General features: G+C 60.8%; 32 protein-coding genes and 1 tRNA gene. 22 read left to right on the forward strand and 11 right to left on the reverse strand.

Translation table 11 applies throughout. The annotated features are described in order from the left end of the window. Positions 1-56: 56 nt before the first annotated feature. Genes NH8B_RS08955 through cbiB form a run of 3 tightly spaced genes read right to left on the reverse strand, consistent with a single transcriptional unit; the run spans position 57 to position 3262 of the window. Entirely contained in the window at positions 57-1325 is a 1269-nt protein-coding gene (locus NH8B_RS08955; protein WP_014086999.1) for an MFS transporter, read from the reverse strand. Continuing rightward, the gene (gene cobD, locus NH8B_RS08960; protein ID WP_014087000.1) at positions 1303-2331 is read right to left on the reverse strand and encodes a threonine-phosphate decarboxylase CobD; all 1029 of its coding nucleotides are present in this window, start codon (positions 2329-2331) and stop codon (positions 1303-1305) included. The genes NH8B_RS08955 and cobD overlap by 23 nt, the downstream gene beginning before the upstream one ends. Then, a complete protein-coding gene (cbiB, locus tag NH8B_RS08965) occupies positions 2324-3262 on the reverse strand; it encodes an adenosylcobinamide-phosphate synthase CbiB (protein WP_014087001.1) in 939 nt (312 codons plus the stop codon). The genes cobD and cbiB overlap by 8 nt, the downstream gene beginning before the upstream one ends. Before the next feature lie 134 nt (positions 3263-3396). On the opposite strand from cbiB, the gene NH8B_RS08970 reads away from it, so the two are divergent. Next, on the forward strand, positions 3397-4866 hold the full coding sequence (locus NH8B_RS08970) for a cobyric acid synthase (RefSeq protein ID WP_014087002.1): 1470 nt from the start codon (positions 3397-3399) through the stop codon (positions 4864-4866). Between the two features lie 92 nt (positions 4867-4958). On the opposite strand, the gene NH8B_RS08975 is transcribed toward NH8B_RS08970, so the two are convergent. Beyond that, complete coding sequence (locus tag NH8B_RS08975; RefSeq protein ID WP_014087003.1) at positions 4959-5483, reverse strand: hypothetical protein; 525 nt, start codon at positions 5481-5483, stop codon at positions 4959-4961. Between the two features lie 244 nt (positions 5484-5727). Between NH8B_RS08975 and NH8B_RS08980 the strand changes: the two genes are divergently transcribed. Continuing rightward, a complete protein-coding gene (locus NH8B_RS08980) occupies positions 5728-5940 on the forward strand; it encodes a DUF3460 family protein (RefSeq protein ID WP_008954046.1) in 213 nt (70 codons plus the stop codon). A gap of 139 nt (positions 5941-6079) precedes the next feature. Here NH8B_RS08980 and NH8B_RS08985 read toward each other — a convergent pair whose 3' ends face one another. Beyond that, a complete protein-coding gene (locus tag NH8B_RS08985) occupies positions 6080-6811 on the reverse strand; it encodes an SDR family NAD(P)-dependent oxidoreductase (protein ID WP_014087004.1) in 732 nt (243 codons plus the stop codon). A 400-nt stretch (positions 6812-7211) separates the two neighbouring features. On the opposite strand from NH8B_RS08985, the gene NH8B_RS08990 reads away from it, so the two are divergent. Then, positions 7212-8870: a thiamine pyrophosphate-binding protein gene (locus tag NH8B_RS08990; protein WP_041702898.1), complete on the forward strand. Its 1659-nt coding sequence runs from the start codon at positions 7212-7214 to the stop codon at positions 8868-8870. A 218-nt stretch (positions 8871-9088) separates the two neighbouring features. On the opposite strand, the gene NH8B_RS08995 is transcribed toward NH8B_RS08990, so the two are convergent. Beyond that, positions 9089-9772, reverse strand: a complete 684-nt coding sequence (locus NH8B_RS08995) for an MOSC domain-containing protein (RefSeq protein WP_014087006.1) — start codon at positions 9770-9772, stop codon at positions 9089-9091. After that, positions 9763-10470, reverse strand: coding sequence for a glutamine amidotransferase (locus tag NH8B_RS09000; RefSeq protein ID WP_014087007.1), 708 nt, complete (start codon positions 10468-10470; stop codon positions 9763-9765). Before NH8B_RS09000 ends, NH8B_RS08995 begins: the two co-directional genes overlap by 10 nt. A gap of 522 nt (positions 10471-10992) precedes the next feature. Here NH8B_RS09000 and NH8B_RS09005 point away from each other — a divergent pair. From NH8B_RS09005 to NH8B_RS09050, 14 genes are all read left to right on the forward strand, one after another. Then, positions 10993-12252 carry a tyrosine-type recombinase/integrase gene (locus NH8B_RS09005; RefSeq protein ID WP_014087008.1) on the forward strand — a complete coding sequence of 420 codons (1260 nt, stop codon included), beginning with the start codon at positions 10993-10995 and terminating at the stop codon, positions 12250-12252. Positions 12253-12593: 341 nt separating this feature from the next. After that, entirely contained in the window at positions 12594-12809 is a 216-nt protein-coding gene (locus tag NH8B_RS09010; RefSeq protein ID WP_014087009.1) for a helix-turn-helix domain-containing protein, read from the forward strand. A 49-nt stretch (positions 12810-12858) separates the two neighbouring features. Continuing rightward, positions 12859-14958: an AAA family ATPase gene (locus NH8B_RS09015; RefSeq protein ID WP_014087010.1), complete on the forward strand. Its 2100-nt coding sequence runs from the start codon at positions 12859-12861 to the stop codon at positions 14956-14958. A 235-nt stretch (positions 14959-15193) separates the two neighbouring features. Then, the gene (locus tag NH8B_RS09020; protein ID WP_014087011.1) at positions 15194-15511 is read left to right on the forward strand and encodes a hypothetical protein; all 318 of its coding nucleotides are present in this window, start codon (positions 15194-15196) and stop codon (positions 15509-15511) included. Between the two features lie 242 nt (positions 15512-15753). Then, positions 15754-16050, forward strand: coding sequence for a hypothetical protein (locus NH8B_RS20830; RefSeq protein ID WP_014087012.1), 297 nt, complete (start codon positions 15754-15756; stop codon positions 16048-16050). A 54-nt stretch (positions 16051-16104) separates the two neighbouring features. After that, positions 16105-16488, forward strand: a complete 384-nt coding sequence (locus NH8B_RS09025) for a hypothetical protein (protein WP_014087013.1) — start codon at positions 16105-16107, stop codon at positions 16486-16488. A 49-nt stretch (positions 16489-16537) separates the two neighbouring features. Continuing rightward, positions 16538-17014, forward strand: coding sequence for a hypothetical protein (locus NH8B_RS09030; protein WP_014087014.1), 477 nt, complete (start codon positions 16538-16540; stop codon positions 17012-17014). A 2-nt stretch (positions 17015-17016) separates the two neighbouring features. After that, the gene (locus NH8B_RS20835) at positions 17017-17502 is read left to right on the forward strand and encodes a hypothetical protein (RefSeq protein ID WP_014087015.1); all 486 of its coding nucleotides are present in this window, start codon (positions 17017-17019) and stop codon (positions 17500-17502) included. Beyond that, on the forward strand, positions 17489-18421 hold the full coding sequence (locus tag NH8B_RS09035) for a hypothetical protein (RefSeq protein ID WP_014087016.1): 933 nt from the start codon (positions 17489-17491) through the stop codon (positions 18419-18421). The genes NH8B_RS20835 and NH8B_RS09035 overlap by 14 nt, the downstream gene beginning before the upstream one ends. A 5-nt stretch (positions 18422-18426) precedes the next feature. After that, positions 18427-18732 (forward strand): hypothetical protein, encoded by a 306-nt coding sequence (locus NH8B_RS20420; protein WP_083844248.1) that lies wholly within the window; start codon positions 18427-18429, stop codon positions 18730-18732. Then, positions 18729-19136, forward strand: a complete 408-nt coding sequence (locus NH8B_RS09040; RefSeq protein WP_083844249.1) for a hypothetical protein — start codon at positions 18729-18731, stop codon at positions 19134-19136. Before NH8B_RS20420 ends, NH8B_RS09040 begins: the two co-directional genes overlap by 4 nt. Next, positions 19133-19309, forward strand: a complete 177-nt coding sequence (locus tag NH8B_RS21085; protein WP_014087018.1) for a hypothetical protein — start codon at positions 19133-19135, stop codon at positions 19307-19309. The genes NH8B_RS09040 and NH8B_RS21085 overlap by 4 nt, the downstream gene beginning before the upstream one ends. A gap of 159 nt (positions 19310-19468) precedes the next feature. Next, a complete protein-coding gene (locus NH8B_RS09045; protein ID WP_232503551.1) occupies positions 19469-19927 on the forward strand; it encodes a hypothetical protein in 459 nt (152 codons plus the stop codon). Between the two features lie 209 nt (positions 19928-20136). Continuing rightward, positions 20137-20658, forward strand: a complete 522-nt coding sequence (locus NH8B_RS09050; protein WP_014087020.1) for an isochorismatase family protein — start codon at positions 20137-20139, stop codon at positions 20656-20658. Here the strand turns inward: NH8B_RS09050 and NH8B_RS20840 are convergent. Beyond that, positions 20624-20803 (reverse strand): hypothetical protein, encoded by a 180-nt coding sequence (locus NH8B_RS20840; RefSeq protein ID WP_014087021.1) that lies wholly within the window; start codon positions 20801-20803, stop codon positions 20624-20626. The two genes, NH8B_RS09050 and NH8B_RS20840, sit on opposite strands and share 35 nt — an antisense overlap. Before the next feature lie 280 nt (positions 20804-21083). Here NH8B_RS20840 and NH8B_RS09055 point away from each other — a divergent pair, with 280 nt between their 5' ends. Next, a complete protein-coding gene (locus NH8B_RS09055) occupies positions 21084-21896 on the forward strand; it encodes a DUF5677 domain-containing protein (RefSeq protein ID WP_014087022.1) in 813 nt (270 codons plus the stop codon). A 75-nt stretch (positions 21897-21971) separates the two neighbouring features. Here NH8B_RS09055 and NH8B_RS20845 read toward each other — a convergent pair whose 3' ends face one another. Together NH8B_RS20845 and NH8B_RS09060 are read right to left on the reverse strand one after the other, a co-directional pair. Continuing rightward, positions 21972-22187 carry a hypothetical protein gene (locus NH8B_RS20845; protein WP_148282957.1) on the reverse strand — a complete coding sequence of 72 codons (216 nt, stop codon included), beginning with the start codon at positions 22185-22187 and terminating at the stop codon, positions 21972-21974. Between the two features lie 194 nt (positions 22188-22381). Then, on the reverse strand, positions 22382-22675 hold the full coding sequence (locus NH8B_RS09060) for a DUF6804 family protein (protein WP_041702899.1): 294 nt from the start codon (positions 22673-22675) through the stop codon (positions 22382-22384). A gap of 643 nt (positions 22676-23318) precedes the next feature. Between NH8B_RS09060 and NH8B_RS20850 the strand changes: the two genes are divergently transcribed. Next, positions 23319-23522, forward strand: a complete 204-nt coding sequence (locus NH8B_RS20850; RefSeq protein WP_014087023.1) for a hypothetical protein — start codon at positions 23319-23321, stop codon at positions 23520-23522. 129 nt (positions 23523-23651) lie between these two features. Here the strand turns inward: NH8B_RS20850 and NH8B_RS09065 are convergent. After that, positions 23652-23736, reverse strand: a tRNA-Tyr gene (locus tag NH8B_RS09065). A 473-nt stretch (positions 23737-24209) separates the two neighbouring features. Between NH8B_RS09065 and NH8B_RS09070 the strand changes: the two genes are divergently transcribed. The 3 genes from NH8B_RS09070 (at position 24210) to NH8B_RS09080 (ending at position 26574) form a co-directional block, all read left to right on the forward strand. Beyond that, positions 24210-24803, forward strand: coding sequence for a BPSL1445 family SYLF domain-containing lipoprotein (locus tag NH8B_RS09070; protein WP_008954051.1), 594 nt, complete (start codon positions 24210-24212; stop codon positions 24801-24803). Between the two features lie 275 nt (positions 24804-25078). After that, positions 25079-25711, forward strand: a complete 633-nt coding sequence (locus NH8B_RS09075) for a LemA family protein (RefSeq protein ID WP_014087024.1) — start codon at positions 25079-25081, stop codon at positions 25709-25711. Next, a complete protein-coding gene (locus NH8B_RS09080; RefSeq protein ID WP_014087025.1) occupies positions 25711-26574 on the forward strand; it encodes a TPM domain-containing protein in 864 nt (287 codons plus the stop codon). The genes NH8B_RS09075 and NH8B_RS09080 overlap by 1 nt, the downstream gene beginning before the upstream one ends.

The following is a 26574-nucleotide window of genomic DNA, read 5'->3' on the forward strand; positions in this document are numbered from 1 at the left end:
TGTGAACAAACGCGGCGATGCCGTCCGGCTGTGCCGCGCGATGAGGGGCGCTCGTGTCAGCGGGAAGTCGTATGCGTTTCCTGCAGGCGTACCGCGGCAATCGCCCCGGAAAGGAATGTCAGCCCGGCCACCAGCCAGATCGCGCTGGCCATGCCGAACAGGTCGGCCACCACCCCGGACAACAGGGCGCCGATGGCGTAGCCGAGGTCGCGCCACAGGCGGTACACCCCCACCGCCGAGGCCCGCCAGCCCGGATGCGCCACGTCGCCGATGGCCGCCAGCAGGGTGGGGTAGACCATCGCCGTGCCGACGCCCAGCAGCACCGCGCCGGCGAGAAAGCCGGAGAAGCGCAGGCTGCCGGCGGTGACGACGATGCCGGCCGCCTGCAGCCACATGCCGGCCACGATCAGCCCCTTGCGGCCGATGCGGTCGGACATGGCTCCGGTCACGAGCTGGCAGCCGCCCCACACCGCAGGGTAGACGGCGGCCAGCCAGCCAATCTGCGTCAGGCTCATGCCGGCGGCGGCGAAGGCCAGCGGAAACAGGCCCCAGGCCATGCCGTCGTTGAGATTGTTGACCAAACCCGCCTGGCAGATGGACGACAGGTTGCGGTCCTGCCAGCTGGTGCGCCAGAAGATCGTCCCGGGCGAGGGCAGGTCGGGGCGCCCGCCCGGCTGCCGCTGCAGCGCTTCGTGCCGGGCATGGGCGTGCGTCTCGCGCACTGCCAGCAGCGACAGCAGCAGGCCCGCCAGCACGAAGGCCACGCCCAGGTAGAACGGCTGCGGCCGCAGCCCGTAGCGGGCGGCAAGCCAGCCGGTGGCGAGCGCCGCCGCGCCGACCGCGACATAGCCGGCGAACTCGTTGATGCCCATCGCCAGCCCCCGGTTGAGCGGGCCGGCCAGGTCGATCTTCATGATGACCGTGATGGACCAGGTCAGGCCCTGGCTTACGCCCAGCAGCACGTTGGCCAGCAGCACCCAGTTCCACGATGGCGCCCACATCAGCAGGAACGGTACCGGCGTGGCGATCAGCCAGCCGGCGACGAGGATGGTCTTGCGGCCGTACACGTCGGCGAAACGGCCGGCGACGTAATTGGTCAGTGCCTTGGAGACGCCGAACACCACGATGAAGGCGAGGATGGCGGTGTGCGCCGCCAGATGGAATTCCCGCTCGGCGATGGCGGGGAGGATCGAGCGCTCCATGCCGGCCATGGCGCCGACGAAGGCGTTGACCAGCACCAGCAGGCTGAACTGGGCCAGGTTCGCCCGCAGACCAAGCCGGATGGCGCGGGGCGGGCCGCCGTTAGCGTTGCGTGTTGTGTTCAAGGTCGGTGCATGCCTCCTCTTGAGGTATACACCAACCCTCCAGCGCGGCCTCCAGCCGCAACCAGGCGGCCTCGCTCGCCGGCAGGCCGAAGCGGACGCTGCCGGTTTCGGCAAAGAGGCGGATCAGGATGCCGCGGCGGGCCAGGAAGTCGTGCAGCGCGGCGGCGGCGGGGTGTGCCAGCCACTGGAACAGCGCGCTGCCGCCATCGGGGGCGAGGCCGTGCGCGGCCAGCAGCCGGGCGAGCCGGGCGCTGTCGGCGGCCAGCCGCTCGCGCGTGCGCGCCTGCCAGGCCGTGTCCTGCAAGGCCAGCCGCACCGCCACGCGCGCCGGCCCGCTCAGCGTCCATGGCCCGAGCTCTTCCTGCAGCCGGGCGAGCAGCTCGCGTCCGGCGAACACGAAGCCGGCGCGGGCGCCGGCCAGGCCGAAGAACTTGCCGATCGAGCGCAGCACGATCAGCCCCGGCGCGCCGATGCGCGGCAGCATGCTGTGCTCCGGCGTGCAATCCATGAAGGCCTCGTCCACCACCAGCCAGCCGCCACGCACCGCCAGCCGCGCGTGCCAGGCGTCCAACTGGCCCGGCGTGGCGGACCAGCCGGTCGGGTTGTTGGGGTTGCAGACCAAGAGCACGTCGAGCGAATCGAGCGCCGCGTCGATGCGTTCCGGCGTCAGGCGCACCACCTCGTGGCCGTGCCGTGCCCAGGCGTGCGGGTGCTCGGCGTAGGTGGCGGCCAGCAGGCCGACCCGGCAGGGCGGGCGCAGCCGCGGCAGCGCCTGGATCGCCGGTTGCGAGCCCGCCACCGGCAGCAGCGCAGCGCAGCCGTAATACCCGGCTGCGGCGGCTTCCAGCCCGTCCGCCGTTTCCGGCAGGCGCTGCCAGGCCGATGCCGGAATCGCCGGCACCGGCCAGCCGTGCGGGTTGAGCCCGGTGGAGAGGTCGAGCCAGTCTTCCACCGGGATGTTGAAACGGCGCGCCGCCGCCAAGATGCCGCCGCCGTGGTCAAGCATTGAGGCCTCCCGTCACCAGCGCCAGCAGCAGGCCGATGCCGACCCACAGCCACAGACCGCGCTGCACCAGGCGCACGGCGCGGCGGATGTCGCCGCAATCCGGGGCGCGTTCCAGCCCCAGCGCCGGACGCGCCTTGAGCTGGCCGTGGTAGCTGGCCGCACCGCCCAGCGCCACACCCAGCGCGCCGGCACCGGCCGCCATCACTGGGCCGGCGTTGGGGCTGTACCAAGTCGGCGCCTGCGCGCGCCAGCACGCCCAGCCGGCGCGCCGGTCGCCCAGCGCGATATAGGTCAGCGCGGTGAGCCGCGCCGGAATGAAGTTCAGCACGTCGTCGAAGCGTGCCGCCGCCCAGCCGAAATGCAGGTAGCGCTCGTTCCGGTAGCCCCACATCGCGTCCAGCGTGTTGGCGAGCCGGTACAGCACCGCGCCGGGCGCGCCCAAGAGCAGGAACCAGAACAGCGCGGCGAAGATGGCGTCGCTGCCGTTTTCCAGCACCGATTCGATGGTGGCGCGCGCCACGTCCTGCTTGGAAAGCTGCGAGGTGTCGCGGCTCACGATCATGCCGACGCGCTGGCGCGCCAGCGGCAGGTCGTGCCGCTCCAGCGCCTCGATCACCGCCTCGGCGTGCTGGGTCAGGCTCTTGGCGCCGATGGCGAGGTAGAGCAGCACCACGCTGTAGAACACGCCGATGAAGGGCAGCCAGGCCAGCAGCGCCGCCAGCAGGGTGAACGGAATCAGGAGCAGGGCGATGCCGATCGCGCCGCGCAAGCGCATGCGCTGCTCGGTTTCCTGCGCCGGGGCGGCCGGGTAGAGCCGGCGTTCCAGCCAGCGCACCAGCTTGCCGAAGCCGACCAGGGGATGCCAGCGCGGCGGCTCGCCGAAGAGTTTGTCGAGGAGAACAGCCAACAGCAGAAAAACGGGGGAAGTCACGAAGTGCGCCTATATAATTCCGGCTTTGCCGGTCGATGACGTTGCGCTGAAGCACGCCGCGCATCGATCACCATCAATACGAAAGGCGTCATTCTAGGATGATCGCCAGGAAAAAGCGCGCCCGGAGTCAAACCATGCCAGCCAAAACCATCATGATCCAGGGTACAACCTCGGACGCCGGCAAGAGCACGCTGGCCACCGGGCTGTGCCGCCTGTTGGCGCGTCGCGACATCCGTACCGCCCCGTTCAAGCCGCAGAACATGGCGCTCAACAGCGCCGTGACCGTCGACGGCGGCGAGATCGGCCGCTCGCAGGCGGTGCAGGCGCAGGCCTGCGGTGTCGAGCCCCATACCGACATGAATCCGATCCTGCTCAAGCCCAACAGCAACGTCGGTTCCCAGGTCATCGTGCAGGGCCGCGCCATCGGCAATATGGAAGCTTCGGTTTATCACCGCTACAAGCCCGAGGCGATGAAGGCGGTGCTGCAATCGCACCAAAGGTTGGCCGAACAGTACGACTGCATCGTGGTGGAAGGGGCGGGCAGCCCGGCCGAGATCAACCTGCGCGAGGGCGACATCGCCAATATGGGCTTTGCCGAGGCGGTGGACTGCCCGGTGATTCTGGTGGCCGACATCGACCGCGGCGGCGTGTTCGCGCACCTGGTCGGCACCCTGGCGCTGTTGTCGGAATCGGAACAGCGCCGCGTGGTCGGCTTCGTCATCAACCGCTTCCGCGGCGACCTCGCGCTGCTGCAGCCGGGGCTCGACTGGCTCGAACAGTACACCGGCAAGCCGGTGCTGGGGGTGCTGCCGTATCTCATGGGGCTGCACATCGAGGCCGAGGACAGCCTCACGCGCCAGAACGCGCCGGGCGGCGCGCGCAGCACCGAGCGCCTGCGCGTGGTGGCGCCGGTGCTCCCGCGCCTGAGCAACCACACCGATTTCGACCCGCTGCGCCTGCACCCGCAGGTCGAATTGACCCTGGTCGGGGCGGGGCAGGCGATTCCGCCGGCCGACCTGATCGTGCTGCCCGGCAGCAAGAACACCCGCAACGATCTGGCCTGGCTGCGCGCCAACGGTTGGGAGCCAGCGATCCGCCGCCACCTGCGCCTGGGCGGCAAGCTGATCGGTATCTGCGGTGGCTTCCAGATGCTCGGTGGGCACATCCACGACCCGCTTGGGCTGGAGAGCGAGGCCGGCAGCACGCCGGGGCTCAATCTCTTCGACATGGCAACCACGCTCACCGAACACAAGCGCCTGGAACGGGTGGAAGGGCGGCTCACGGTGGCGGATGCCGCGGTGAGCGGCTACGAGATTCACATGGGGGTGTCGAGCGGCCCGGCGCTGGCCCGCCCGGCGGTGAGCTTGGCCGGCGGCGGCGAAGGCGCCGTGTCGGACGATGGCCAGATCCTCGGCACCTATCTGCACGGCCTGTTCGACCATGCCGAGGCCTGCCGTGCGCTGCTCGCCTGGGCCGGGCTGCAAGAACCGCGGCCGCTCGATTACCGCGCCCTGCGCGAGCAGCACATCGACCGCCTGGCCGATTCGCTGGAACAACACCTTCGGCTCGAGCGTCTGGCCGGGCTGCTGCCGCTGTCGCGCTGATCCGCCGCTGAACATGCTTCTTCGGCCAACGTTGGCCGAAGCCGGCAGGCATGGAAAAGCCCGGGGATGCCCCGGGCTGGGTGTTTGCTCGGTCAGCGAGCCATTTCCGACATGTCTCTGTCGGGTTCTTTACGTTCCAGTTTCAGGTAGGCATCTGCCGCCACAATACCGAATACCAGGTGGGCGATCAGCGTCGTCCAGCTGCGGGCCTCTGCGAACCACGGGAAGAACTGGGTCATGCCGTAGAAATTGACCACGTAGATCACGAAACCGAACACCACCCCTACCGCCGAGGCCATGCCCCAGCTCGAGTCGAAGTGGAACGGTGCCATGATCAGACCCAGGATCAATCCCATGCCGATAGCCAGCGCAAAGTGCACGATCAGGGCAACCACCACGATGCCGATATTGAACATCGCCGGCGACCCCAGTGCCGAATTGCCCATGACGATGGCGGCGATCATGTGAGTAGGAGCCCACGGGCTGCCACCCGCCATAACCATGGCCAGCATGTCCAGCAGCAGGAAAACCACACCTGCCAGAACCCCAGCCAGCGACGCCGCCCGCCAGTCGGGCAGCCGATGTGTCAGCTGATGCGAATGCATGTGAAGATCCATAGCAAACTCCTTTCAGCACTCAATCGAACGGGGCGCACTCTGCGCCTCTTGTTAGACCGGCGTGACAGGTGAAAGTGCGTAGTGCAACAACTGTTAATCAAAAATAATTCCTTTTTTTTCAGCGTGTTGGAATTGTAACGCACGTCACTATATGCGGATGGAACGGGAACCACCCCGACTCGAAAAATCTCTAACCTAGTGGCGGTTTTTCCCGCCATGGAAGTTGTAACGGGAGGGTGAGACGATGATTGCCCCGAGGGAACCGTACCGGGTGGGTCATTCCGGCTACGTATCGCCGTTCACCGAGTTCATGGACGGCTTTCTTGCCGAACATCCGGAAGTCGTCGAGGACCAGCATCACGGCTGGTATCTCTTCTGGGATCACAAGGCCGATTTCGAGGAATGGAAAGAAGCCAGGACGGATAGCGTGCCGGTAAAAGGGTACGATTATTTCTGATGCGCATCCCCCGTTTGAATGACCATGCCAGGATTGCACGCACAGCGGCATGGTTAGTCAATGCGAGCGGGGGGTGCGTCTTTTTTTGCCTCTGCCGGCACGCGTCCCGTTGGCTTGCGGTGACCGGTCTGGACCGGCCTCAGAAGCGCTCCGTCCAGGGGCGCAGGTCCAGTTCGTGCGTCCAGGCGCTGCGCGGCTGACGGTAGAGCTGGTAGTAGGCCTCGGCGATGGCCGCCGGGTCCAGCATGTCGTCGGGGTTCGGTGCGGAGCCGAGTTCTCCTGGTGACTGCGGTCGGATGTGGCCGTCGAGCACCACGTGGGCGACGTGAATGCCCTTGGGCTGCAACTCGCGCGCCATGCTCTGCGCCAGCGCGCGCAGGCCGAACTTGCCCACCGCCAGGTTATGGAAGCCTGCGCTGCCGCGCAGGCTGGCCGTCGCCCCGGTGAACAGGATGGTGCCGCCGGCGCCACCGTTCTCGATGTGCGCCACCATGCCGCGCGCCGCGGCACGCCCGACCAGAAAGCCCCCCAGACAACCCACCCGCCAGCAGCGCTCGAACTCCTCGCGGCTGGTATCGAGCAGACCCGCCGGGGCAAAACGCCCGGCGTTGTACACCACCAGGTCCGGTTCTCCCAGGTCGCTACGGATATTCTGGAACAGCGCCTCGACCGCCGCCTCGTCGGTAGCATCGCAGCCGTAAGCCCGGCCGGCGTGATGCACGCCGGTGCAGTCGGCCGCCAGCCCTTCCAGCTTGTTCACGTCGCGCGCCACCAGTGCCACGTGCATCTCGGCGCGGGCGAAACGCTGTGCCAGGGCGCAGCCCAGACCCGGGCCGACGCCGACGATGACCGCAACCTTGCCTGTATCCATGGTTCACTCCTGCCTGTCGCTGCTTTCATCTTAGAACCCGTTTGCCAACTTGCTGCGGCACCTTTGCCGGGCGTGTTCCTGCGTGAGTGCAGGAGGGGGTGGAGGTGCTATTCCTTGCCGCGCTATTCTTGCCTCGCCCCGTCTACGCCTGGAGCCACCGATGCCGGGTTCCGCTACGCCTGACTCCTCCGATGCTCCTGCGCGGCAGAGGGAATCCATTGCCGAGTTGATGAGTTTCCGGAATGAGCTAAGCAGAATGCATCGCTTGAGCACGCCACTGGGAAGGCAGAGACTGAGCACCGGTTTCGCACGATCACACCCCACCCGGCGAACGAGAGCAGGTCGCGGCGCACCACGCCGCGTCAGGATTGCGGTTCATGGAAGATTAGAGAGGATTGCCATGCAGGACATCGAGGCACCGCGTAACGGCGGGCGGATTCTGGTCGAATCACTGGTCAAGAACGGGGTGGAGGCAGTGTACTGCGTGCCCGGCGAGAGCTACCTGCCGGTGCTCGATGCCTTGCGCGACGAACAGGGCGTGCGCACCGTCGTCACCCGCCACGAAGGGGCGGCTTCGTACATGGCCGACGCTTACGGCAAGCTCACCGGGCGCCCCGGCATCTGCTTCGTCACGCGCGGGCCGGGCGCCACCCATGCCAGCAACGGCGTGCACACCGCGATGCAGGACTCCACCCCGATGATTCTGTTCATCGGCCAAGTCGAGCGCGGCTTTCTCGGCCGCGAGGCGTTCCAGGAGGTCGACTACGTCAGGATGTTCGGCGGCCTGGCCAAGTGGGCCACGCAGATCGATAGCTTCGAGCGCATCCCCGAAGTGGTGGCGCGTGCCTTCAGCGTGGCGATGTCGGGCCGGCCAGGACCGGTGGTGGTGGCGCTGCCGGACGATATCCTGTTCAGCCAGGGTGTGGCGGGGCCGGCGGTAGCGGCACAAGCGGTGCAGGCCGCGCCGTCTCAAGCCGACATGAGCGAATTGCACCGGCTCCTGAGTGCTGCCCAGCGCCCCTTGCTGGTGGTCGGCGGCAGTGGCTGGAGCGCGCAAGCCTGCCAGGCCTTGCATCGCTTCGTTGCGGCCAACGCGCTGCCGGTGGCCACCGCCTTCCGTCGCCAGGATCTGTTCGATAACGACGACCCGCACTACGTCGGCCATCTCGGTTTCGGGCTGTCGCCACAGTTGGCCGAACGGGTGCGCGGCGCCGATCTCATCCTTGCCATCGGCACCCGGCTGGGGGAAGTCACCAGCAACGGCTACACCCTGATCGCCAGCCCGCAGCCGGCACAGACCCTGATCCACGTTCACGCCGACCCCGAAGAGTTGGGCCGGGTCTACCGCGCCCGCCTGCCGATCAATGCCGGGATGCAGGCCTTCGCCGGGGCGCTTGCCGAACTGCCGCCGCTCGATGGCGATGCCTGGTGGCAGTGGACGCAAGATGCCCGTGCCGAGTACCTGGCCTTCAGCACCCCGCCCGCGACCCCGCCCGAACACCGCGGCGTCGACATGGGCAAGGTGATGACGCACTTGCGCGAAGTGTTGCCGGCCGACGCCATCGTCAGCAACGGCGCCGGCAACTACGCCGTCTGGGTGCACCGTTTCTACCGCTACCGCCGGCCCGCCACCGAGCTCGCGCCGACCAACGGGGCCATGGGCTATGGCCTGCCGGCGGCGATTGCCGCCAAGCTGCAGCACCCCGAGCGGCAGGTGGTGTGCTTCGCCGGTGACGGCTGCTTCATGATGTACCCGCAGGAACTCGCCACGGCGCGGCAATTCGGTGCGGCGGTGGTGGTGATCGTGGTCAACAACGGCATGTACGGCACCATCCGCATGCACCAGGAACGCGAATACCCCTCGCGCCCCTTCGCCACGGATTTGCAAAACCCGGATTTCGTCGCGCTGGCGCGGGCGTTGGGCGCGCACGCCGAAGTGGTGGAACGCAGCGAGGACTTCCCGGCCGCGTTCGCCCGCGCCACCGAGGCCGGTCGTCCGGCGCTGATCGAGCTGAAGGTCGACCCGTGCCAGATCACGCCGCAGGCGCGGCTGCCCTGAGAACCCGTTTACGATCTGCTGCGCGTCGGCGAGACGGCGTTAAAGCCGTCTTCGGAATGCTCATTTACCATGTGTAAACGCCGCTTCCTCAGCCGTTTTTGCCTTGTCTCGCTCTAGCCCGCGAGATCGTAAACAGGTTCTGAGCGCGGTTCGCCCCGTCGCGCCCGTGCCGGGGGCGGAGTTGGCCGAAGCCGGGAAGATCGGCTCCGGCCACGCCTTCAGCCTTCCAGCCGTCTCGACCAGTCTTCCACGGCGCCGCTCTCGAGGCGGCGCCGGAAGGTGCGTTTCCAGTTCTCGGCCAGTGGCGCCAGCTCGGCGGCGGCGGCCCACTCGCGCATGTGCTCGGACTCTCGCCCGAACAGCGCGTGGATCACCCTCAGCAAGGGCCAGGCTGGTTCGGGACGCTCGGCGAGCACAAGCGCATCGCCCGGGCGCACCCAGCCGGTTTGCAGCACACGGTAATACCAGCCGGTCCGGCCCATGTCCTGCATCAACCTGGCCGCTCCTTTGTGCCCCAGGCGGGCATTCAGCTTCCAGCACGGCTGGCGTCCCTGCGACACCTGCACCACCGTCTGGCCCAGCTCGAAAACATCCCCCACACAGATAGATTCCTCGGTGAGGCCGTGAGTCGAGAGGTTTTCGCCGAAGGCGCCTGGCGCCAGTAGCAGCGGCTGCGCGCCCAACTGCTCGATCCAGGCGGGGTAGTGATCGCGCGGGTAATGATGAACGGCCTTTTCCGGACCGCCGTGCACCCGCCGGTCCGCCTGTTCGTCACCGTCGAAGCCCTGTTCCGATAGCCAAAGCGGCATCGCAACCAGGCTCTTGTGGATTCCACTCTGGTGAGAGGTGCCGGCCAGCGGTGCGGAACGGCCGATCAGCAGGGCATCCACCGTTATTCGCATCGTGTCGTACCCTGTTGCTGCAGCCAGGCGCCCAGCATCGCCGCGCCGGCCCGGGCCGCGTGGTCGGCGAAGCGGTGGCTGGCGGCGCGCAGTTCGGGAACCGACAGGCCGGCATGCTGCAACTCGCCGCTGTGTCCGATCAGCCACGCCTCGATCAGATGGCCGTCGACTTCGGGGTGGAACTGTAGCGCAAGCGCGTTGTTGCCCCAGGCAAAAGCCTGGTGCGGGGTCAGCTCGGTGGACGCGAGCAGCTGTGCGCCGGCCGGCAGGTCGAACGTGTCGCCATGCCAGTGCAGCAGCGGCACCTCTTGCAAACAAGACAGGCTGGAGCGATTGCCGTCCGCCGAGAGCGAGACCGCGCCCCAGCCGATTTCCTTCGCCCGGCCGGGGTAGACCCGGGCCCCGAGCGCCGCAGCCATGATCTGTGCGCCCAGGCAGATGCCCAGCGTCGGCCGACCCTGAGTCAGGCGTCGGGCCACGCCATCGATCTCGCCCCCCAACCAAGGGTAATCAGCCTGTTCGTAGACGCCAATGGGGCCCCCCAGTACCACCAGCAGGTCGGGGCTGAGCCAGTCGTCAGCCTCCATCCGGTCGATGCCGGCCTGGCGGTACTCGACGTCATAGCCGAACTGTTTCAATACGGTGTCGAAGACGCCCAAGTCTTCAAAGGCTACATGCCGTAATGCCAGGCATTTCATAACGTTATCTCCTTGTGGGAACGCGTGCTGACCACCGGATCGGTGGGCATGGCTGACGGGGGGTGGGGTAGAGCATCATGGTATGCCCTATGGGTGAATGGTTCCAGCCTTGGCAACCCATTACCGCCTGGCGTTCCGGGACATCGGCGGTTTGGCAGGCCCGGTGACGGGTGTCGGCCACGCTACATGACGCCACGGCCGCATTGTGCATCGGGTTGCAAGAGGGAGCGCTTAGAGAGCTTCTGGGAGTGAAAGCAGGGCGACGATGACGGCATGCCGACGGTGAACGTCGACGCTCGGCAATCGGCTGTCATTAGCTGGGTGCTGGGCAGGAAAAACAAAAAGCCCGGAACAAATGTCCGAACAAATAACTATTTCCCCGGATTGGTTCAGGTTACATATAGTTTGCTAAAGCATTGTCTATATTGAGTTTCATGGAAATTCGTCTTTGTCGTGGTTACACTGAAATTGTCAGGGTTACGGCTACAACGTAACCCCAGCCGTAACCCCGAGGAGGATGCCATGGAAACCCGGATCAACTTCACCAAAGCGGCACTCACCAACCTGCCGGTGCCGGCAGCCGGTCAAAGGTTCACCTTTCACGACATCAAGCAACCCGGTTTGCAATTGCGGGTCACGGCCAATAACGTCAAGACTTTTGCCGTATTCAAGCGAGTGGCCGGTGGGTCGCCTGAGCGCGTGTCAATTGGGCGATTTCCAGAAGTGACTGTAGAGCAGGCGCGCAGCCGGGCACGCGAGGTAGTCAATCAACTGGCAACCGGGGTCAGCCTGAGCGCGACCAAGAAAGCCAAAGCCGCCGAAAAAGCCCAAGCGCCGACTGTGGAGACGTTGCGCGAAGCCCTGGAACGGTATGTCACCACGGCGACCCGCCTCAGCGACGACAAACCGCTGAAACAGCGCACTGTCGATGACTATCGCGCCATGATCAAAGCCCCGGTCACGAAACGCACCGGGCGAGTAACCAAGGCGGGTGAGCTGCGCCCGCTGGCCGACAGGCTGCTAACCGACATCACCCGCGACGAGATTGTTGGACTGTACGCCGCCAACAAGGCTGCCCACGGCAAGCGACGGGCCGATTACGCCGCCGTGGTCTTGCGGGCAGTCTTCAACTTCGCCCGCGTGCCGGTGCCCGAGCACACGTTCAAGTCAAAAACGAACCGCGACGGGATCGGCATCAGCCAGTCGGACCCAGCCGGCGAAGCCATTGCACCGGAGGATCGGGGTCGTTGGTGGGCTTTCCTTAATGAGCTACCGGACAGCGACAATGTGAACTTTGTCAGATTCATTGCCTTGACCGGTTGCCGCCCTAACGAACCGGAAAAACTCACGATTGCGGATATTGACTTCATACAGCAATCCGCGACGGTGCCCGATACCAAAAACCGATTGCCGCATATGATTTGTTTTTCGTCACAAGCTTGGCACATCGTGGAAAAACAGGCGGCAGGCAAGGGGAAAGATGACTTGTTATTCAATACCCGTGACGTGTGGAAAACCGTCAAGGACATCCGTGAAAAAACCGGGATTCGGTTTCACTGCAAAATGTTGAGGAGCACGTTTGCTTCCATTGCTGACGATGAAGAGGTCGCCATTTCCCCGTCAACGATCAAGCGATTGCTGAACCACAAACAGAAAGACGCCGAGGACATCACCGATGCCCGCTATATCATCAAAACCGGTCAGCAGATGCGCCGGGCGTGGCAAAAGATTGCGGACCATTGGGACCAGCAGGCAAGTCTCGCCAAGGCCGACACCCCCTAACCCACCAGCGCCCCAGCCCCAAGCGCCCACCCTCCCGGTGGGCGTTTTTCATAGACCGCAAGGACAACGTCACGTTCGGCGAAGTGCGCGATCTGTTTGCGCGCAAATCGAGTGCCGAGTGCGCTTTGCACCCGGCGAAGTCAACGCCCGCTGGCCTGTCATCACCCGCCAGCCCTTGTTTCATCAGGCTCGCGGCCTTATCCCATCAGCCATCGGCCCGTCCTCGACACCCTCGCCTCGACCCCCTGAGAGCTTAACCCTGTTTTCACCCGCATGCGGCGCGTAGCCTTTTGCTTGTCGCGAGCACCGGCAGTTTGCCGGCTTATTAGGAGAGCACCGCCATGACCACCGAACTGAAACCCGCCGTCGCAAACGCCCAAAACGAACGTTTTAACACTCTTGAAGCTGCTCGTTATCTCGGAGTTTCGGCGTCCACGTTGTGCTCGTGGAGGTGTACGAAACTGCGGGCCATCAAGTTTTACAAAATCGGGTCGAAGGTTTTTTACAAAAAATCGGATTTGGACGAATTCATCGCAGCAAATAGCGTGGAGGGCTAACGCCCAAAGGCTGCGGACACGATGGAGTATTCGTGAAAGGGGAAAAATTATGTCACTGGAAAATGAAAAGGGCCGTCCTGCCCCGGACGGCCAAGAGGGAAAATTTACTCTGGTACAAAACAACGATAGCCCCTCTCTGGCCGACCTGCAAGCCCTTTGCAGTCCTTTCGCCCCATATGCCGGCCTTAAATGCTGGGTGCCGTGGACGTTGATTCAAAAGTCCGGCAAGGCCAAAGCAGGCAAGGTTCCGCATAATGGCCAGCACGGTTTAAGCACGAACGACCCGAGCGACTGGTGCACGCTGCCCGAAGCCTTGGCTACCGCCAGCGAATGGGGTTTAAGCGGTGTCGGCATTGTGCTGACCGGTGGCATCACCGTCGATAACCAACGCTTGGTCGGTCTGGATTTCGATGATGTCGGCGAGGCGTTTGAACTGCCGTTCTCAACCTATTCCGAGCGAAGCCCGAGCGGCAAGGGCGTTCGTGCTTTCGTCACCGTGCCGGCTGAGTGGGCCGCATCGCGGCAGGATAATGGACGTGGCCATTATCCCAACTGCGACCACTGCGAAGTTTATCTCGGCTCGGGCGGTCGGTTTTTGACCGTGACCGGCGATGCCATTGAATCCCGGCCTTTTGCCGAGCTAAAAGGCAGTGATCTGAGCAGGCTCGACGCGCTGCTGAAGAAGGCCGAAAAAATACCCGCCGCCGTCAGCATGCCGAGCAGCGATCAGGCTGGCGCTGTGATCGATCTGAATGCCTACCCCTTAACCAATGAGCACCGGGCGTTGATCGAGGGAAAAATCCCTCAAGGCCAGCGCTCCGAGGTGTTTGCCAGCCTGATTCTCATGCTGGCTGAAAACGGAGCCAGTAAAGCGGATGTGTACGCCACCTGTATGCAGACGCCGGGGCTGCTGGAATATCTCAGCAAGCACCCCGGCAAAGAAGAGCAATTCGCACAGGACGAAATCGACAGACTGTTCGGGAAAGCGGTCACGCCCCGGCTGGGTGAAATCTGCGAGGCATTCAAGAATCACTTTCCACCGACGGCGGCTGAAAATACTTCGACCATCCCTGACGATTATTTCGAGGACATTGGAGCGGAAGAGGCAAAACCGGTCGGCTGGCTGATTCGCAGCTATTTCGAGGCGAACGCGGTCATGCTGATGTTCGGCCCGTATGGCTGCTTCAAGACCTTTATCGCGCTCGACGTGGCAGTTTCCGTTGCCACCGGCCTGCCTTGGCATGGTCATGCCGTTTCACGATCTGGCACGGTGATCTACCTGTGCGGCGAGGGTAAGAACAATATTCGCCGCCGCGTCAGCGGTTTATGTCGAGAGCGCAACCTCGACATGAAAACGCTGAAAATCAAATTGGTCAGAATCACTCAAGACCTGACCGACGAACAGTGCACGGCACGCCTGAAAGCTGCCATCGGAACATTATCCGAACCTCCAGCACTGATTATCGTGGACACATTGGCACGCCATTTCGGCTCGGGCAACGAGAACGCCACCGAGGACATGAATCGATTCATCAACCATATCGACCACGTGCGCGGTGAGGCAAGCGTGTTGATCGTCCACCACAGCGGTCATGAAAAACCAGACCGCCCGCGTGGGGCGTCGTCGCTGCCCAGCGGTATGGACGCAATTTACCAAATCAAGCGCGAAGAAAAAGGCCAGTGCACGCGCCTGCATGCAGCGAAGATGAAGGACGCCCAATATCCACCCGACCTTTTTCTGCAAACCAAAATCGTGAATCTGCCGTTTGAGGAAGAAGACGGCACCCCGGCGACGACGGTCGTGCTGGAGGATAGCGAAGACCAGCGTGCAGTGCGGCAGGAGGTTTTATATCAGCGTTACCCTGATTTGAAGAGCCGCAAAAGCTACCTGCCGCAACTGCTGGAAAAGATTCACGACAATCCCGGCACCGGTCAGGTCAAGTTGGCGGCTCTTGTCGGCAAATCCCCCGACACCATCAATACCGTGGTCAAGCTGCTCAAAGGATATGGGTTGATGGACGCCCGCTGGCTTACACAGGCGGGAATCGATGCAGCGGCTGCCTTGCTGCCGCACCGTGCCGACATCATTTTCACGGCCCTGAAAGGAGCGTCGCAGGGTATTCGGTTTATGCAAAATGAAACCGAATAGGGGGGTATTCGGTTGCACCCGAATAGGGGCCGTACACCGAGGGGGTGATGTGGTTGAAAGTCAATAACGGCGCGGGTTATGGCTATTCGGTCAAAACCGAACACCAACCGAATAGGCGGGGTATTCGGTGTGGCCCTCCCTATAAGAGGGCCACCAAACCGAATAGGCAGGTTTTCCCCCCGGTGAAGGGGGCTAAAAAGACCGGCGCGGGTGCCGGGTGAAAAGGAGCACGACGATGAAAAAACCTCTGTTGATAGCCCCTCGCAACGCAGCGCGAGAGGTGCTTCCCGGCCCTGACGCCGAAAGGCTGCTCACGTCCGGGAGCTGGGTGCCGGTTGTTCTCCCAAAGCCGCGATATCGATCCGCAAAAACCGTGGAGGCGTTTCGGCAGCGTCGGCGTGAGCAAGGCTTCAAGGCCATCCATGTTTTGTTGGCTGAGGGGGTTTATAAAGCGCTGCATGATCAGCGGCAAAAAGGCGAAACCCTAGCCGGTGTAATCGAGCGGCTGCTGAGCTACGTGGCTGATAAGTCCGGGGATGAGACACACGAATAGAAAACCCAGAATTCCACTTGCCGCACAGCGGGACGCTGATGCACACGGATTCTGACCCCAAGCACCTCGCCAAATACGGCAATACCTTTGACCAAAATAGACGAGAAAAGCGCAGTATGCGGACTATCAGTCCCAGCAAATAGAAACCAGAAACACAAGACCAGCTTGGTTTTCGTGGGTGATAGAGGGTTCGGGGTTACGCGCCGGGGCTACATCAAGGGCTACAAAAGGGGTTTTGCACCATGGAATCTGATCTGCTGGAACTGGCTATCGACATCGGCGAGCACCACGTCGTCGCCAATCTGACCGCCCCGCCTGCTGGCAATCGGCGGCTGGCGGTGCTGTTGATCGCCAGACCTAGCGTGTGGTCGATGTCCATCGCCGAGCAGCGTGCTTTTGCTGTCTGGAAAGAAGCCGCCCTTGCTTGGGCGATCAGCCACAACGGCGCGGTGCCGCTCGTTGTGGAACCTCAGCCCGGCAGCGGCCCTACACGCCCACGTCGCACTTCGGGTGAGCCATCTATAGCCAGAGCGACATAAACCGCGCCAGCGGTCGATTGTGGGCCAGATAGGTATGCGACACAGGAGGACAGCATGAAGACTGTAGCCGAATCGACGGTCGAATTGGACCGCAAACTGTTGGCCGGTGAGCCGCTGGCACCTAATGAGATCGCACATCTCCACCAGATCGATGCTCTCGCCCAGCCGGCCCTGACGGCCGCCGCCAACCGCCGCGAAGCAGTCGCCAGGGTCAATGCAGCCAGGGACCGCCCCAAGCACGCCTGCCTCGATGAAGCGTTGCAACACATGGCATTACTGGACCAGCCTCTCACCGTGCTGGTCCGCGCTGTGCTGCGCTACGTTCAGGTCAACAAACTACATCAGAAATACAGACTAGCCAAACCACCCGGCCCGCGCTTTGTTGCTAAAAAGATCAAGGCCCAGCAGGAAAAGTACAGCACACATTACTGTAAGTAATTTCCATCGGTCCAGACTGCAAATGTACCTAGCAGAAAGGACCGATACCATGACCGCCACCACCGCCGACCCGGCTGAAATCCAAGTTCCCAAAAAGCCGACCGCCTGCCCCAAAAACCATTTAAAAATTGCTGAAAGCGTATTTGCAAATTGGTTTTTGGGCATTCCACGCGGCACTACGCGTGAACAGGTATTGATGCCGGATTTCCACGCTGTCGTGTCCGATCAGTACCACGCGTATGACCGCATCACCGCCGTCGCCGAGGACCGTAGCTTCATGATGGAACTCATGGTCATGGACTCGGGGCGCGGGTGGGCGCATGTCATTGAATTGAGCTACCACCGCTTGCCGGTATTGTTGGCGCTGGGCGACTCGCTGCCGAGTGGCTTTGAGATCGAATATCGCGGTGTGGACAATGGGTATTGCGCCATCCGTTTGTGCGACAACGTGGTAATCGCCTCTGGCTGTAGTAGCCGTGCCGAAGCGGTGCAGCGGCTGCTCGACCACAGCACATTGCGGAATTGAAAATGGACGCTGCCCTTGAGTTAAAGCTACTAGCTGCGATTCAGTACGTGTGCTTCTTTTACAGCGCCCTGAAAGTCAGTCTGCCGACCCTGGTGACGTTCATCAGTTACCAAATGGGTCAAGATGCACCACCGCCAGATCGCATTGAACACTTCCTGCACTTGGAAAAAACACAGCGCACGTTAGAAGCCAGCTTCGAGGTCTCCCTGTGGAAATCGGTTGACGGTAGTTGGCGACTAATTTCATTAGCACCTATCACCGATCCGGATAAAGCCAAACGACGACTGGCCGAATTCCCCGTGTCCAAGAGTACGCAATGCGCTTGGTGCTGGCAAGAAAGCAAAATGCCGAATCTGGAACTGCATCCAGAAATCAATACCTGTCGGCGCGAGCCGGTGCCGGGCCGATACTTGCATAGGGCTTGTGCTAGGCCTTGGGGGCTGCTGCGCACCTTGGCCGAAAGCGAGATGAAACATGAACGCATTTGATCTCCCTGCCATCCCCGATGGCGGAGGTGAACTACACCCCTACACTCCAGAGGCACCCCAATTCGAGCCGCCCTGGTTGGTGCCGGATGTCGATCACCTGTCTGAAAACTACGGAGAAATCCCGCAGCTGTTTGGCCAGCCCTTGCCCTCCGGCATTGTCCCGGCCGATGTGCAGCAGCAGTTCATCGAGCCTTTGGCCGATTCATTTTCTGCTGACATGGACACGTTGAGAGTCCCGACAAAATACAGCCGAATGGCGGCTAATTTCTTCCGAGCCTATGCGATGCAGCCACTGCCTCATGTGGTTGCCGAGCACACCTATTCGTTGCGCGGTTTCGATTGGCTGACACCTGGTGATCGCCCCTTCGTAGACGCACTCCTGAACGACCTTGCTCGTGCGGATTGCCCTTCAAAGGTAGTGCGAATTTTCCTGTCGTGGTACGGGGAAAAGATTCGTCAATTGACGCAAGCGCAAGCACCTGTGCGGCGAACTTCACACGTAACCATTGACGATTTATCCGACACAGAATTCGCCATTGTGGAATCCCGTGCAGAATCTGACAGGCAAGCCGGATTGAATGAATTGCGGCGGAGATGGGGCAATCAGTTCTCCGTGAACATGCGCGCTGTGCACGATCATGTTGCGAAAAATCTCACTGCGGCCCAACGAACTTTTCTCGAAACTGCCGTTGCGAAAGGCGGGGTTTTGCTTGCGAATCATCCAGACACCATCGAGGCTCTTTATCGGGAAGCGGTCGCTGGAGCGATTGATCAACTTCGCGGTGGTGGGCATAACAATCTCGGCGCTGAAATTACCGAAATTGAGCGTGTGATGAGAGTGGACCGTCGTCGCTACAACAACGACGAAGTGATGCAGGCACGCTACCGTGAACTAATTCGATTGCGTGATGGAGGCTAATTTAAATGAGTTATAGCACCACAAATCCGGCCAGAAAAATTTTGGATGTCGGGTTCTGTAGTACCAGCGGCGGCAGCGTTTATTTGTATGAAAGCTCTCACGCCAGCACCGACATTACATCGGCATCGTTTTTTCAGGGGTGTGCATTCGGATCGCCGACGACGGCTGCCATTGGCATGCAGGTTCGGGATTTACTTTGCAATGTGAACACCCAAACCAATGCAGTCACATGGCATAGAGTGACTTCTATTACTACGTCAACGGGATGGCATTCCGCCATTCACGCCACCGTTGGGGCGGGTTCGTCATGAGCGCCAAGTTAGACAGGCTCGCCCGACAGCTCGGGCTGCATCTCGCTGGCGTCCCTGCGCCTGCACCCACGCCAGCGCCTGCCCGGCGGGTGGCCAAACTGGCGAACGTGACCGCTGCCCTCAACGCCGCCAGCGCCAAGCTGCCGCCGCCAGCACCCCGGCCGCCAGCGCCTGCCCGGCAGCCGCCGCGCCTCACCAGCATGGCTATCCAGCGCGATTCAAACGGCAAGATCGCCGCCGTCAGCGTCGCCGGTAGCAACGGCTCTCGGCATCACCTCGCGGCCCAGCGCGATGCCTTTGGACGGATGAGCGCGGTTGTCATTGACGATCATTCCGTGTGGCGGGTGGAAAGAGGTTATGACAACCAAATTTCTGGGCTGACACCCATGGAGCATGACAAATGAAAAGTCTGATCGACGAAGCCGTCGACTTTGAAATGCTGAATTTCATCGCGTCCGCGCTGGAAGGCGTTGATCTGCCGCCTGATGGGCTGCATATCCAGATCGAATATGGCGCGCCGGGTGAATTTCCGCGCTTTTCGGTGAAGCCCTTGGAACCTGAAGGGGATGAGAAATGAAACGTCTGACACCACAAACCACCCCATGGCAACCTCGCCGCCCTGTACGCTCTACCGCCAAGCAGGCACCGGCTGTGCCTGCTCTCGTGCAGGCGCTGCTCGGGAGACTCTGACATGCCCGGAGGACGACCGCCCGGTGGCCCAAAGAGCGGAGGACGGTTGCCCGGCAGCCGCAACAAGATCAACGACAAGATGCGCGCCGACATCATGTCGGTCTATCGCCGTTTGGGCGGTGTGGCTTGGCTGCTCACGTGGGCGAAAGCAAACGAAACTGAATTTGTTTCCAAGGTGCTGAGTCACGTACTGCCAGCGCCGCCACGCGACGAGGCTCCAACCGTCACGATCAACACCGGCCCACTGATCAGCGCCGATGAGCTGACTGACATGCAAGCGGCCAGCCGCATCGCCTTCGCCTTGGCGCAAGCGGCGCAGCAGCTGGAACCGGGGCGGGTGATCGAGGGTGCGACGGTGCCAACGCCCAAGCCGGTGAAGCCGCCAGCCAAGCCGGCTCCACCACCACCGCCACCGGTCGCTGCGCCTGAGTCAACCGCTGAACGGGAAGTGGCCCACTTCGGCAGCGGTGCCGAGCAGGGTACACGGCGGCGCAACCTCCTCTGAGAACAGTCCCCTGACGGTCAAATCAATTATGGTGCAGGCGTAGTCATTCGTCGTCCGGAATGCCAATTAAAAATTTCTCTTTGCCATACCGCAGCCCCATGTCTACGTTTGAACTGTTCTACTGTCTCCAGTTGGTAAGGTGGAACAGGCTGCCTGACCTGCCACAGGCAGCCCCTCTTTTTTGATCAGCGCTTCAAGGGGGTGGGATCATGCTTGCTGCTAAACAAGACCAAACATTGCTCGACCATGAAAACCACTCGCTCATCGTGATCGACCATCAGCCACGAGTGGGGCTATCAGCTCAACCGAACCATGCGACCCCCATTCGTAAGAACGTCATCATGGTTTCCAAGGCGGCCAATGAGCAACATGTGCCGATTCTCGTGACATCGATAGCAGAGCAACCTGACACGAACACGCTGATCGACGTCAAACCCTCCAGATTTCCCGACAACTTGGTTAGCGACCTCCCCAAGGGGCATCGGCTGGAATGGCTCGTCCAGTGGGTCACGTCAGCCGGGAGGAATGTCGTCGTATTGGCGGGGGTGAGAACCTCCGTCTCTATCTACGACTCGGCTCTATCAGCGCTGGATCAGGGTGTACTAGTCTATATCATCGTCGATGCCTGTGGAGACGTCTCCGAAGACGCCCATCAACGCGCAATGAAACAGTTAGTGCGGCAAGGGGCTCACCCGATTACGTCGCTGCAATATCTGCTGGAGCTTCGGTGAAGTCGGCAGGGTGATCTGGCCGCTCGGCTAAGGTCGGACTACCAGACAAAGCAAAGCCTTCGGGACTCCGAAGGCTTTCTTCATGAAACAGGTCGAGTTGTTCTGGTGCAAACAGGTCGCCCTGTTCGAGAATGGAGGTGTACATGATGCGGTTCCTTGTTAGCGAAATTTGTTAAGCGCCTGCAAGTAGGAAATCGGCGCACTCTCTTTATAGCCGGCTCCAAGCCAAGCTACCTTCTTTTTTGACCCATCCTCAGTTCAATGGCTGTGCTGTGCACACATAACCAGTGACCAAACCCGCAACAGAAAAGATTTAATGCAAAGCTATACCCATAGGTGACACTCTAAATAGGTGCTTTTTGCTATGGAAGGGCATAGCAAAAAATTGTACCGTGGACATGTATCGACAAACAGGAGGTTAGAGAATGAGTTCGATGGAAATGGATGGTTTTCTCTCGGAGGAGGCCGAAGAATCGAGAAGGCAGATACAGATCGTCTACAAGGCAGCGTTCGAGGCTGCACAGCAGACGAACTCCCTACTAATGCGAGAGCTTCGTGAGCTTCACATTGACTGGAACGACGAGAGCAAAACCATTGTTGCGTCCCTTTTTGTGCGGTCTGTCGAGACCTATCAAGCCCTCATCATCCTTCTGGAGAGGGGGATGGTGGCACAGGGTCGCATGCTGGTACGTACATTGCTGGAAACATTATTCGCAATGGCTGCAATTGCAAAAAATCCCCAACTAAAGGATGCGTATATTGCCAAGCACTATGACTCCACAATCAAGGCCATTAATTCGGCAAAAAGATGGAAGCAACCAAACCTGAAAGGCCGCCTTGAACCCGACAAAATTGAAGAGTTAATTGAACATAACAAAGCAAAGCTTGCTGAATCAAATGGAAGAATATTAAAAATAAATCAATGGGCTGAAGAAGCTGGCTTGTCCGACTATTACAATCTTTTCTACGTTGAGAATTCAAGTGCAGTGCATTCTGATATGCTGGCACTAAATGACCATGTGGTTGACGGGGGTTCTGATGGAGCGCAAGTGTACTTCGGACCGAGTGATTTTGGTCTCTATCATGCACTCAGGACGGGGGCGACGGCAATTCTCACTGCCGTTGAAGCATTGCGGCACGCTTATCCTTCTGCTCCCGGAGAGGATATTATGCAACTTCGAAATATTTGGGAGAGTCACGATGATAATTTCTACGGAGGAATCGAAGGCACAGAATGATACGGGCAAGGCGATATGTTCATCGAGGCTCAGCCATTTACAGGGAAAACCCCTGCAATTATTCTCATTTACGTATTAATTGCAACTTAAAAGTGATTCATCGCACCCTCTTAAGTAGCCCAAATATGCTGCTGCAATAATAAGGATTACCACAGAAACGACCTTAACCACTTGAAGTGGGGTCAACCCTTTCTCATGCTCCGGCCATGAACTGGCAACAATATAAACCAAGAGAAGGATCGCAAAAGATCGCACCAGCCCTTCTGCAACACTGTGGATGTATATATGCATGGTGTGGATTCCTTGTTAGCGAGATTTGTTAAGCGCCTGCAAGTAGGAAATCGGCGCATGCTTTCAGTGTAGTTAGTCACGCACAGTAAACCAAGGTGTAGTCACTACACACCATGGAAAACGCTCCAATCGCTTGGAGCCTCATGGATGACCGTTTTTCGCAGAGGCTAACTAATAAAATGGCATAGCCTGTGTTAGGTATTTATTTTTATTGTCTTGGCTGTAGCAGGAAGAAGGATGCCCGCAAAAACATCTACAATCATCCATACTTCCTTTGGGAAATAAATTTTGACGATTGGATTGAAAACCAATGCCATTAAACCATAGACCCAAGGCAATGCTTTGCTTTTTCTATCGAAAGCGACAAATGTAGCAAAAGCGAATATGCCACATGCGACCAACCGTAGAAGCATGTAGTAGCCGTAAGGCAATGGTGCGGCCCCAAGGAACAGCATTACTGCGGTTGTATAAATTAAAAAAGCGTGCATCAGTAATTCATCCCACTAGGTGGCTTGCACCCTAAAGGTTTTGCTATAAAAAACCACAGCAGAGCGCTTAACATAGCTAGCGGCAAAGAAAGTATTGAAGAAACTACTGGCGTTACACGCACAACCCCCAAAACCAACACGGCGAAAAATGTAGAGCCGAAGATATGGTTTAATCCAATATATACTGCGCCAAGAACTATAAACGAACTCAAAAAACAGATTGAAAACCAAGCAATCTCCTGGTTAAGGCGTGCAACATACGGCCACGCCACCCCACACAGAAACCTCTGCCAAGGAGAGCCACTCACATACCCAGGCTGATCGACCGGATCAAGCCGGGAATGGAATAGGACCATTTCGAAACCGGTCCAGTAGTACGCAAGGAAAATAGCGATGATTACCTCCGGCCATGTAATCATACCTAGAATTCTCCCAGAATTTACTTGGAAGCCTTGCGTTTCAAGTTTCGGCCTCACGTCCAAAATCAGCCGTGCACTTTAGAGCATCCACTGGATTGCTAGGTTAGCCACCAAGCCAAGCCCAGCCCAGCCCAGCATTACTGCCACCTAGCATTTACTAATCATAGACAAAAATACGCCGCCTTCAGCCACGTCGGAGTGGCGAAATGGGAGATGGAGGGATAATGGTCGAAGCCGCCGCTGCCGATGCCACACCCCCCAAGTCAAGGTCGGCCGGTCTACGTCAAGTTGCCGGGTTCTTTCGTGCCTCGATCCGTGTCTACAGCGTCCATGTGGCCGACGCCATCAGGAACCGTGAGAAGGAACTTGAAGGCGTGCATTGGAGTCGTAAAAGTGCAACGGTGTGTGATGCCGGGCTTCTGATGTAACCCCGGTGTAAACCCGGCCCTAAAAGCAAAAGGGCCTCGCATCGCTGCAAGGCCCGTCGTTATTAGCTTTCAGTGCAGGAATCATACCCGCTGGCCACGGAACAAATGTCCGGGCTTTCTATCGAATACTGGTGGAGGGAGAAGGATTCGAACCTTCGAAGGCAGAGCCGTCAGATTTACAGTCTGATCCCTTTGACCGCTCGGGAATCCCTCCTGAAGAGCGGCGAATAATATCGATTCCCGCTCGTGGCGTCAATGCATTGCAACGTTTTTTTGCCGGCAAAATTATCCGCCCCGATACAGAGGGTTTTCTTCACTGGCAGGGAAAGCCGATGCTGGCCTGCCACACGGCCGCCTGTGTCATGTGTCAGGGTGCTATAACGGAGGACATGGCTCGTAGTTCCCCTGTCGTGGCATGCCGAGAAGTCGTGTTGTTTCAGTCCATGGTCATGGTATCTGGCTGTGGTCGGTTCTCGGCCGGCTGACGTTGTATACGCTTGGCAACTTGCTTCATCTCATCTTTCCATCACCATCGTTGCCGTACTGCTTCAGGTCATCCGTGGGGGCTGTGCCGTTCACGGTCGCGGCAGGCGGTGCGGGGCCGATTCCATCCCACGCACTTCAACTGCCTTCCACCGGGGGTCATCGTGTTCCCCGGTACTACCTCGAGACCATCAGGAGGACGATATGCAAACCAGAAAGTTATGCATTGGATTAGTGGCAGCATTATCGGTGTTGGCCAGCGGCTGCACGACCACCACCGGCAAGATGAGCGAATCGCCTTCGACTCGCTCGATGAATGCAGCGAGCGAGGCGCGTGAAATCGACGCCGGGTACGACGCCACGTTGGCACGCCTGTACCGTAACGCGCCGAGCTCTCGCGCCTTGGTGGCCAAAGCCCAAGGTGTGCTGATCTTCCCGTCGGTCATCGCGGCCGGGCTGGTTGTCGGCGGCGAGTACGGCAAGGGGGCGCTGCGGGTTGACGGCAAGCCTTCCGGCTACTACCAGACGGCGAGTGCCTCGTTCGGCTGGCAGATCGGCGCCCAGTCCAAGGCCATCATCTTCCTTTTCATGACCAAGGACGCGCTCGACAAATTCCGCTCTGGCTCGGGCTGGACGGTAGGGGCGGACGCTTCGGTGGCGTTGCTGAAAATGGGTGCCAATGGCGATATCGACCTGAATACGGCGCAACAGCCGGTGGTGGGTTTTGCCCTGACCAACAACGGCTTGATGGCGAACCTGACGTTTGAAGGCACCAAGGTTTCCAAGCTGAACCTGTAGCCGGTGGGCGGGGCGTGATCGCCCGCCATTCTTCTTGCTGTAGCGCTTTCTGCAATGGCGGCAGTCGTCGTGGTTACGACGACTGCCGCTGTGGCGTGCGCCGGCCTGTCTCTGCCATGACATCCGGGCGTCCTCGTTTCCCCTGCTTCTCACCTTGATGTCATTTTGTCTTTTGTTGCCGGTTAAGCTGTAATGAAATGATTCAGGGCAGCCCGGTGCAGAGCCGAACGATGCCTGCTCCGAGTGCCTTGCTGCCATATCCAAAGGGGAATCGAATGCGCCAGCTATGGATCGCCTTGCTTGCCGTCATGCTGCTGAGTTTGTCCGGCTGCGGCTACAACACCTTGCAATCCAATGATGAACAACTCAAGGCCAGCTGGTCGGAGGTGCTGAACCAGTATCAGCGCCGTGCCGACCTGGTGCCGAATCTGGTCAACACCGTCAAAGGCTACGCCTCGCATGAGAAGGAGGTGCTGACACAGGTCACCGAGGCGCGCTCACGGGTGGGCAGCCTCCAGATCACGCCGGAGCTGGCCAACGATCCGGGCGCCCTGGCCAAATTCCAGTCGGCCCAAGCCCAACTCAGCGGCGCCCTGTCGCGGCTGCTGGTGGTTTCGGAAAACTATCCGCAGCTCAAGGCCGATGCCAATTTCCGCGACCTGCAAGCCCAGCTCGAAGGCACGGAAAACCGCATCACCGTCGCCCGCAACCGCTACATCAAGGCGGTTGAGCAGTACAACGTCACCGTGCGTAGCTTCCCCTCCAACCTGACCGCCATGGCGTTTGGTTTCAAGGTGAAGCCCAACTTCACCGTGGAAAACGAACAGGCGCTCTCCACCGCGCCGCGTGTCGATTTCGGCAGTACGCCCACGCCGTCGACACCGCCCAAAGCCGCCGGGGGTTCCTGATGCGGTCCTGGCGCGTGCTGTGGAGCCTGTTGCTGACCTGGGCCCTGAGCTGGAGCCTGGGGGCGGGCGCCCAGCCGGTGGCGGTGCCGCCGTTGAGCGCCCACATCGTCGACCAGACCGCCACCTTGAGCCCGGACCAGACGGCGGCGCTGGAGCAGACGTTGCGCGCCTTCGAGGCGAGCAAGGGCAGCCAGCTGGCGGTTTTGATCGTGCCGACCACGGGGGAGGAGGCCATCGAGCAATACGCGCTGCGCGTGGTCGAGCAGTGGAAGCTCGGCCGCAAGAACGTGGACGACGGCGCGCTGCTGCTGGTGGCCAAGAATGACCGCAACCTGCGCATCGAGGTGGGCTACGGCCTGGAAGGCGCGCTGAACGACGCCACCTGCAAGCGCATCATCAGCGAGATCATCGTGCCGCGTTTCCAGCAGGGCGATTTCTACGGCGGCATCACGGCCGGGGTGGCGCGCATCATCGGGGTCGTCAACGGCGAGCCCCTGCCGCCGCCGTCAAGACCTACGGCGCAGCGCCAGGTCAGCTTGTCCTCGCTGGCGCCGTTGGTCGTGGTGGTGGCGTTCGTCGTGGGCGGATTCCTGCGCCTGCTGTTGGGCCGGTTGCCGGCGGCCATCGTGACTGGCAGTGCGGTCGCGGTGCTGGCGTGGATGGTGCTGGGGGCGATCACGCTGGCGCTCACGGCGGGGTTGATGGCCTTTTTCTTTACCTTGCTGGGCGGCATGGGGGGGCGCGGCGGATGGCATAGCGGCGGCGGCTGGTCCGGCGGCCGAGGGGGCGGTGGATTTGGTGGTGGCGGGTTCAGCGGCGGCGGTGGCGGTTTTGGAGGCGGTGGCGCCTCGGGCAGGTGGTGA

The sequence above is a fragment of the Pseudogulbenkiania sp. NH8B genome, from assembly GCF_000283535.1.
GTDB classification, from domain to species: Bacteria; Pseudomonadota; Gammaproteobacteria; order Burkholderiales; family Chromobacteriaceae; genus Pseudogulbenkiania; species Pseudogulbenkiania ferrooxidans.

Bases quoted from the DNA above. Each gene is read 5' to 3' on its own strand.
- NH8B_RS08975 (WP_014087003.1), bottom strand. From the start codon at position 5,483: ATGGATCTTCACATGCATTCGCATCAGCTGACACATCGGCTGCCCGAC.
- NH8B_RS20845 (WP_148282957.1), bottom strand. From the start codon at position 22,187: ATGCATATATACATCCACAGTGTTGCAGAAGGGCTGGTGCGATCTTTT.
- NH8B_RS20830 (WP_014087012.1), top strand. From the start codon at position 15,754: ATGGAATCTGATCTGCTGGAACTGGCTATCGACATCGGCGAGCACCAC.
- NH8B_RS09040 (WP_083844249.1), top strand. From the start codon at position 18,729: ATGAGCGCCAAGTTAGACAGGCTCGCCCGACAGCTCGGGCTGCATCTC.
- NH8B_RS20850 (WP_014087023.1), top strand. From the start codon at position 23,319: ATGGTCGAAGCCGCCGCTGCCGATGCCACACCCCCCAAGTCAAGGTCG.
- NH8B_RS09020 (WP_014087011.1), top strand. From the start codon at position 15,194: ATGAAAAAACCTCTGTTGATAGCCCCTCGCAACGCAGCGCGAGAGGTG.
- NH8B_RS08985 (WP_014087004.1), bottom strand. From the start codon at position 6,811: ATGGATACAGGCAAGGTTGCGGTCATCGTCGGCGTCGGCCCGGGTCTG.
- NH8B_RS09075 (WP_014087024.1), top strand. From the start codon at position 25,079: ATGCGCCAGCTATGGATCGCCTTGCTTGCCGTCATGCTGCTGAGTTTG.
- NH8B_RS09080 (WP_014087025.1), top strand. From the start codon at position 25,711: ATGCGGTCCTGGCGCGTGCTGTGGAGCCTGTTGCTGACCTGGGCCCTG.
- NH8B_RS09035 (WP_014087016.1), top strand. From the start codon at position 17,489: ATGAACGCATTTGATCTCCCTGCCATCCCCGATGGCGGAGGTGAACTA.
- NH8B_RS09010 (WP_014087009.1), top strand. From the start codon at position 12,594: ATGACCACCGAACTGAAACCCGCCGTCGCAAACGCCCAAAACGAACGT.
- NH8B_RS08980 (WP_008954046.1), top strand. From the start codon at position 5,728: ATGATTGCCCCGAGGGAACCGTACCGGGTGGGTCATTCCGGCTACGTA.
- cobD (WP_014087000.1), bottom strand. From the start codon at position 2,331: ATGCTTGACCACGGCGGCGGCATCTTGGCGGCGGCGCGCCGTTTCAAC.
- NH8B_RS20420 (WP_083844248.1), top strand. From the start codon at position 18,427: ATGAGTTATAGCACCACAAATCCGGCCAGAAAAATTTTGGATGTCGGG.
- NH8B_RS09050 (WP_014087020.1), top strand. From the start codon at position 20,137: ATGCTTGCTGCTAAACAAGACCAAACATTGCTCGACCATGAAAACCAC.
- NH8B_RS09060 (WP_041702899.1), bottom strand. From the start codon at position 22,675: ATGCACGCTTTTTTAATTTATACAACCGCAGTAATGCTGTTCCTTGGG.
- NH8B_RS21085 (WP_014087018.1), top strand. From the start codon at position 19,133: ATGAAAAGTCTGATCGACGAAGCCGTCGACTTTGAAATGCTGAATTTC.
- NH8B_RS09055 (WP_014087022.1), top strand. From the start codon at position 21,084: ATGAGTTCGATGGAAATGGATGGTTTTCTCTCGGAGGAGGCCGAAGAA.
- NH8B_RS20835 (WP_014087015.1), top strand. From the start codon at position 17,017: ATGGACGCTGCCCTTGAGTTAAAGCTACTAGCTGCGATTCAGTACGTG.
- NH8B_RS09070 (WP_008954051.1), top strand. From the start codon at position 24,210: ATGCAAACCAGAAAGTTATGCATTGGATTAGTGGCAGCATTATCGGTG.
- NH8B_RS08970 (WP_014087002.1), top strand. From the start codon at position 3,397: ATGCCAGCCAAAACCATCATGATCCAGGGTACAACCTCGGACGCCGGC.
- NH8B_RS09000 (WP_014087007.1), bottom strand. From the start codon at position 10,470: ATGAAATGCCTGGCATTACGGCATGTAGCCTTTGAAGACTTGGGCGTC.
- NH8B_RS09030 (WP_014087014.1), top strand. From the start codon at position 16,538: ATGACCGCCACCACCGCCGACCCGGCTGAAATCCAAGTTCCCAAAAAG.
- NH8B_RS09025 (WP_014087013.1), top strand. From the start codon at position 16,105: ATGAAGACTGTAGCCGAATCGACGGTCGAATTGGACCGCAAACTGTTG.
- NH8B_RS09005 (WP_014087008.1), top strand. From the start codon at position 10,993: ATGGAAACCCGGATCAACTTCACCAAAGCGGCACTCACCAACCTGCCG.
- NH8B_RS09015 (WP_014087010.1), top strand. From the start codon at position 12,859: ATGTCACTGGAAAATGAAAAGGGCCGTCCTGCCCCGGACGGCCAAGAG.
- NH8B_RS20840 (WP_014087021.1), bottom strand. From the start codon at position 20,803: ATGTACACCTCCATTCTCGAACAGGGCGACCTGTTTGCACCAGAACAA.
- NH8B_RS08990 (WP_041702898.1), top strand. From the start codon at position 7,212: ATGCAGGACATCGAGGCACCGCGTAACGGCGGGCGGATTCTGGTCGAA.
- NH8B_RS08995 (WP_014087006.1), bottom strand. From the start codon at position 9,772: ATGCGAATAACGGTGGATGCCCTGCTGATCGGCCGTTCCGCACCGCTG.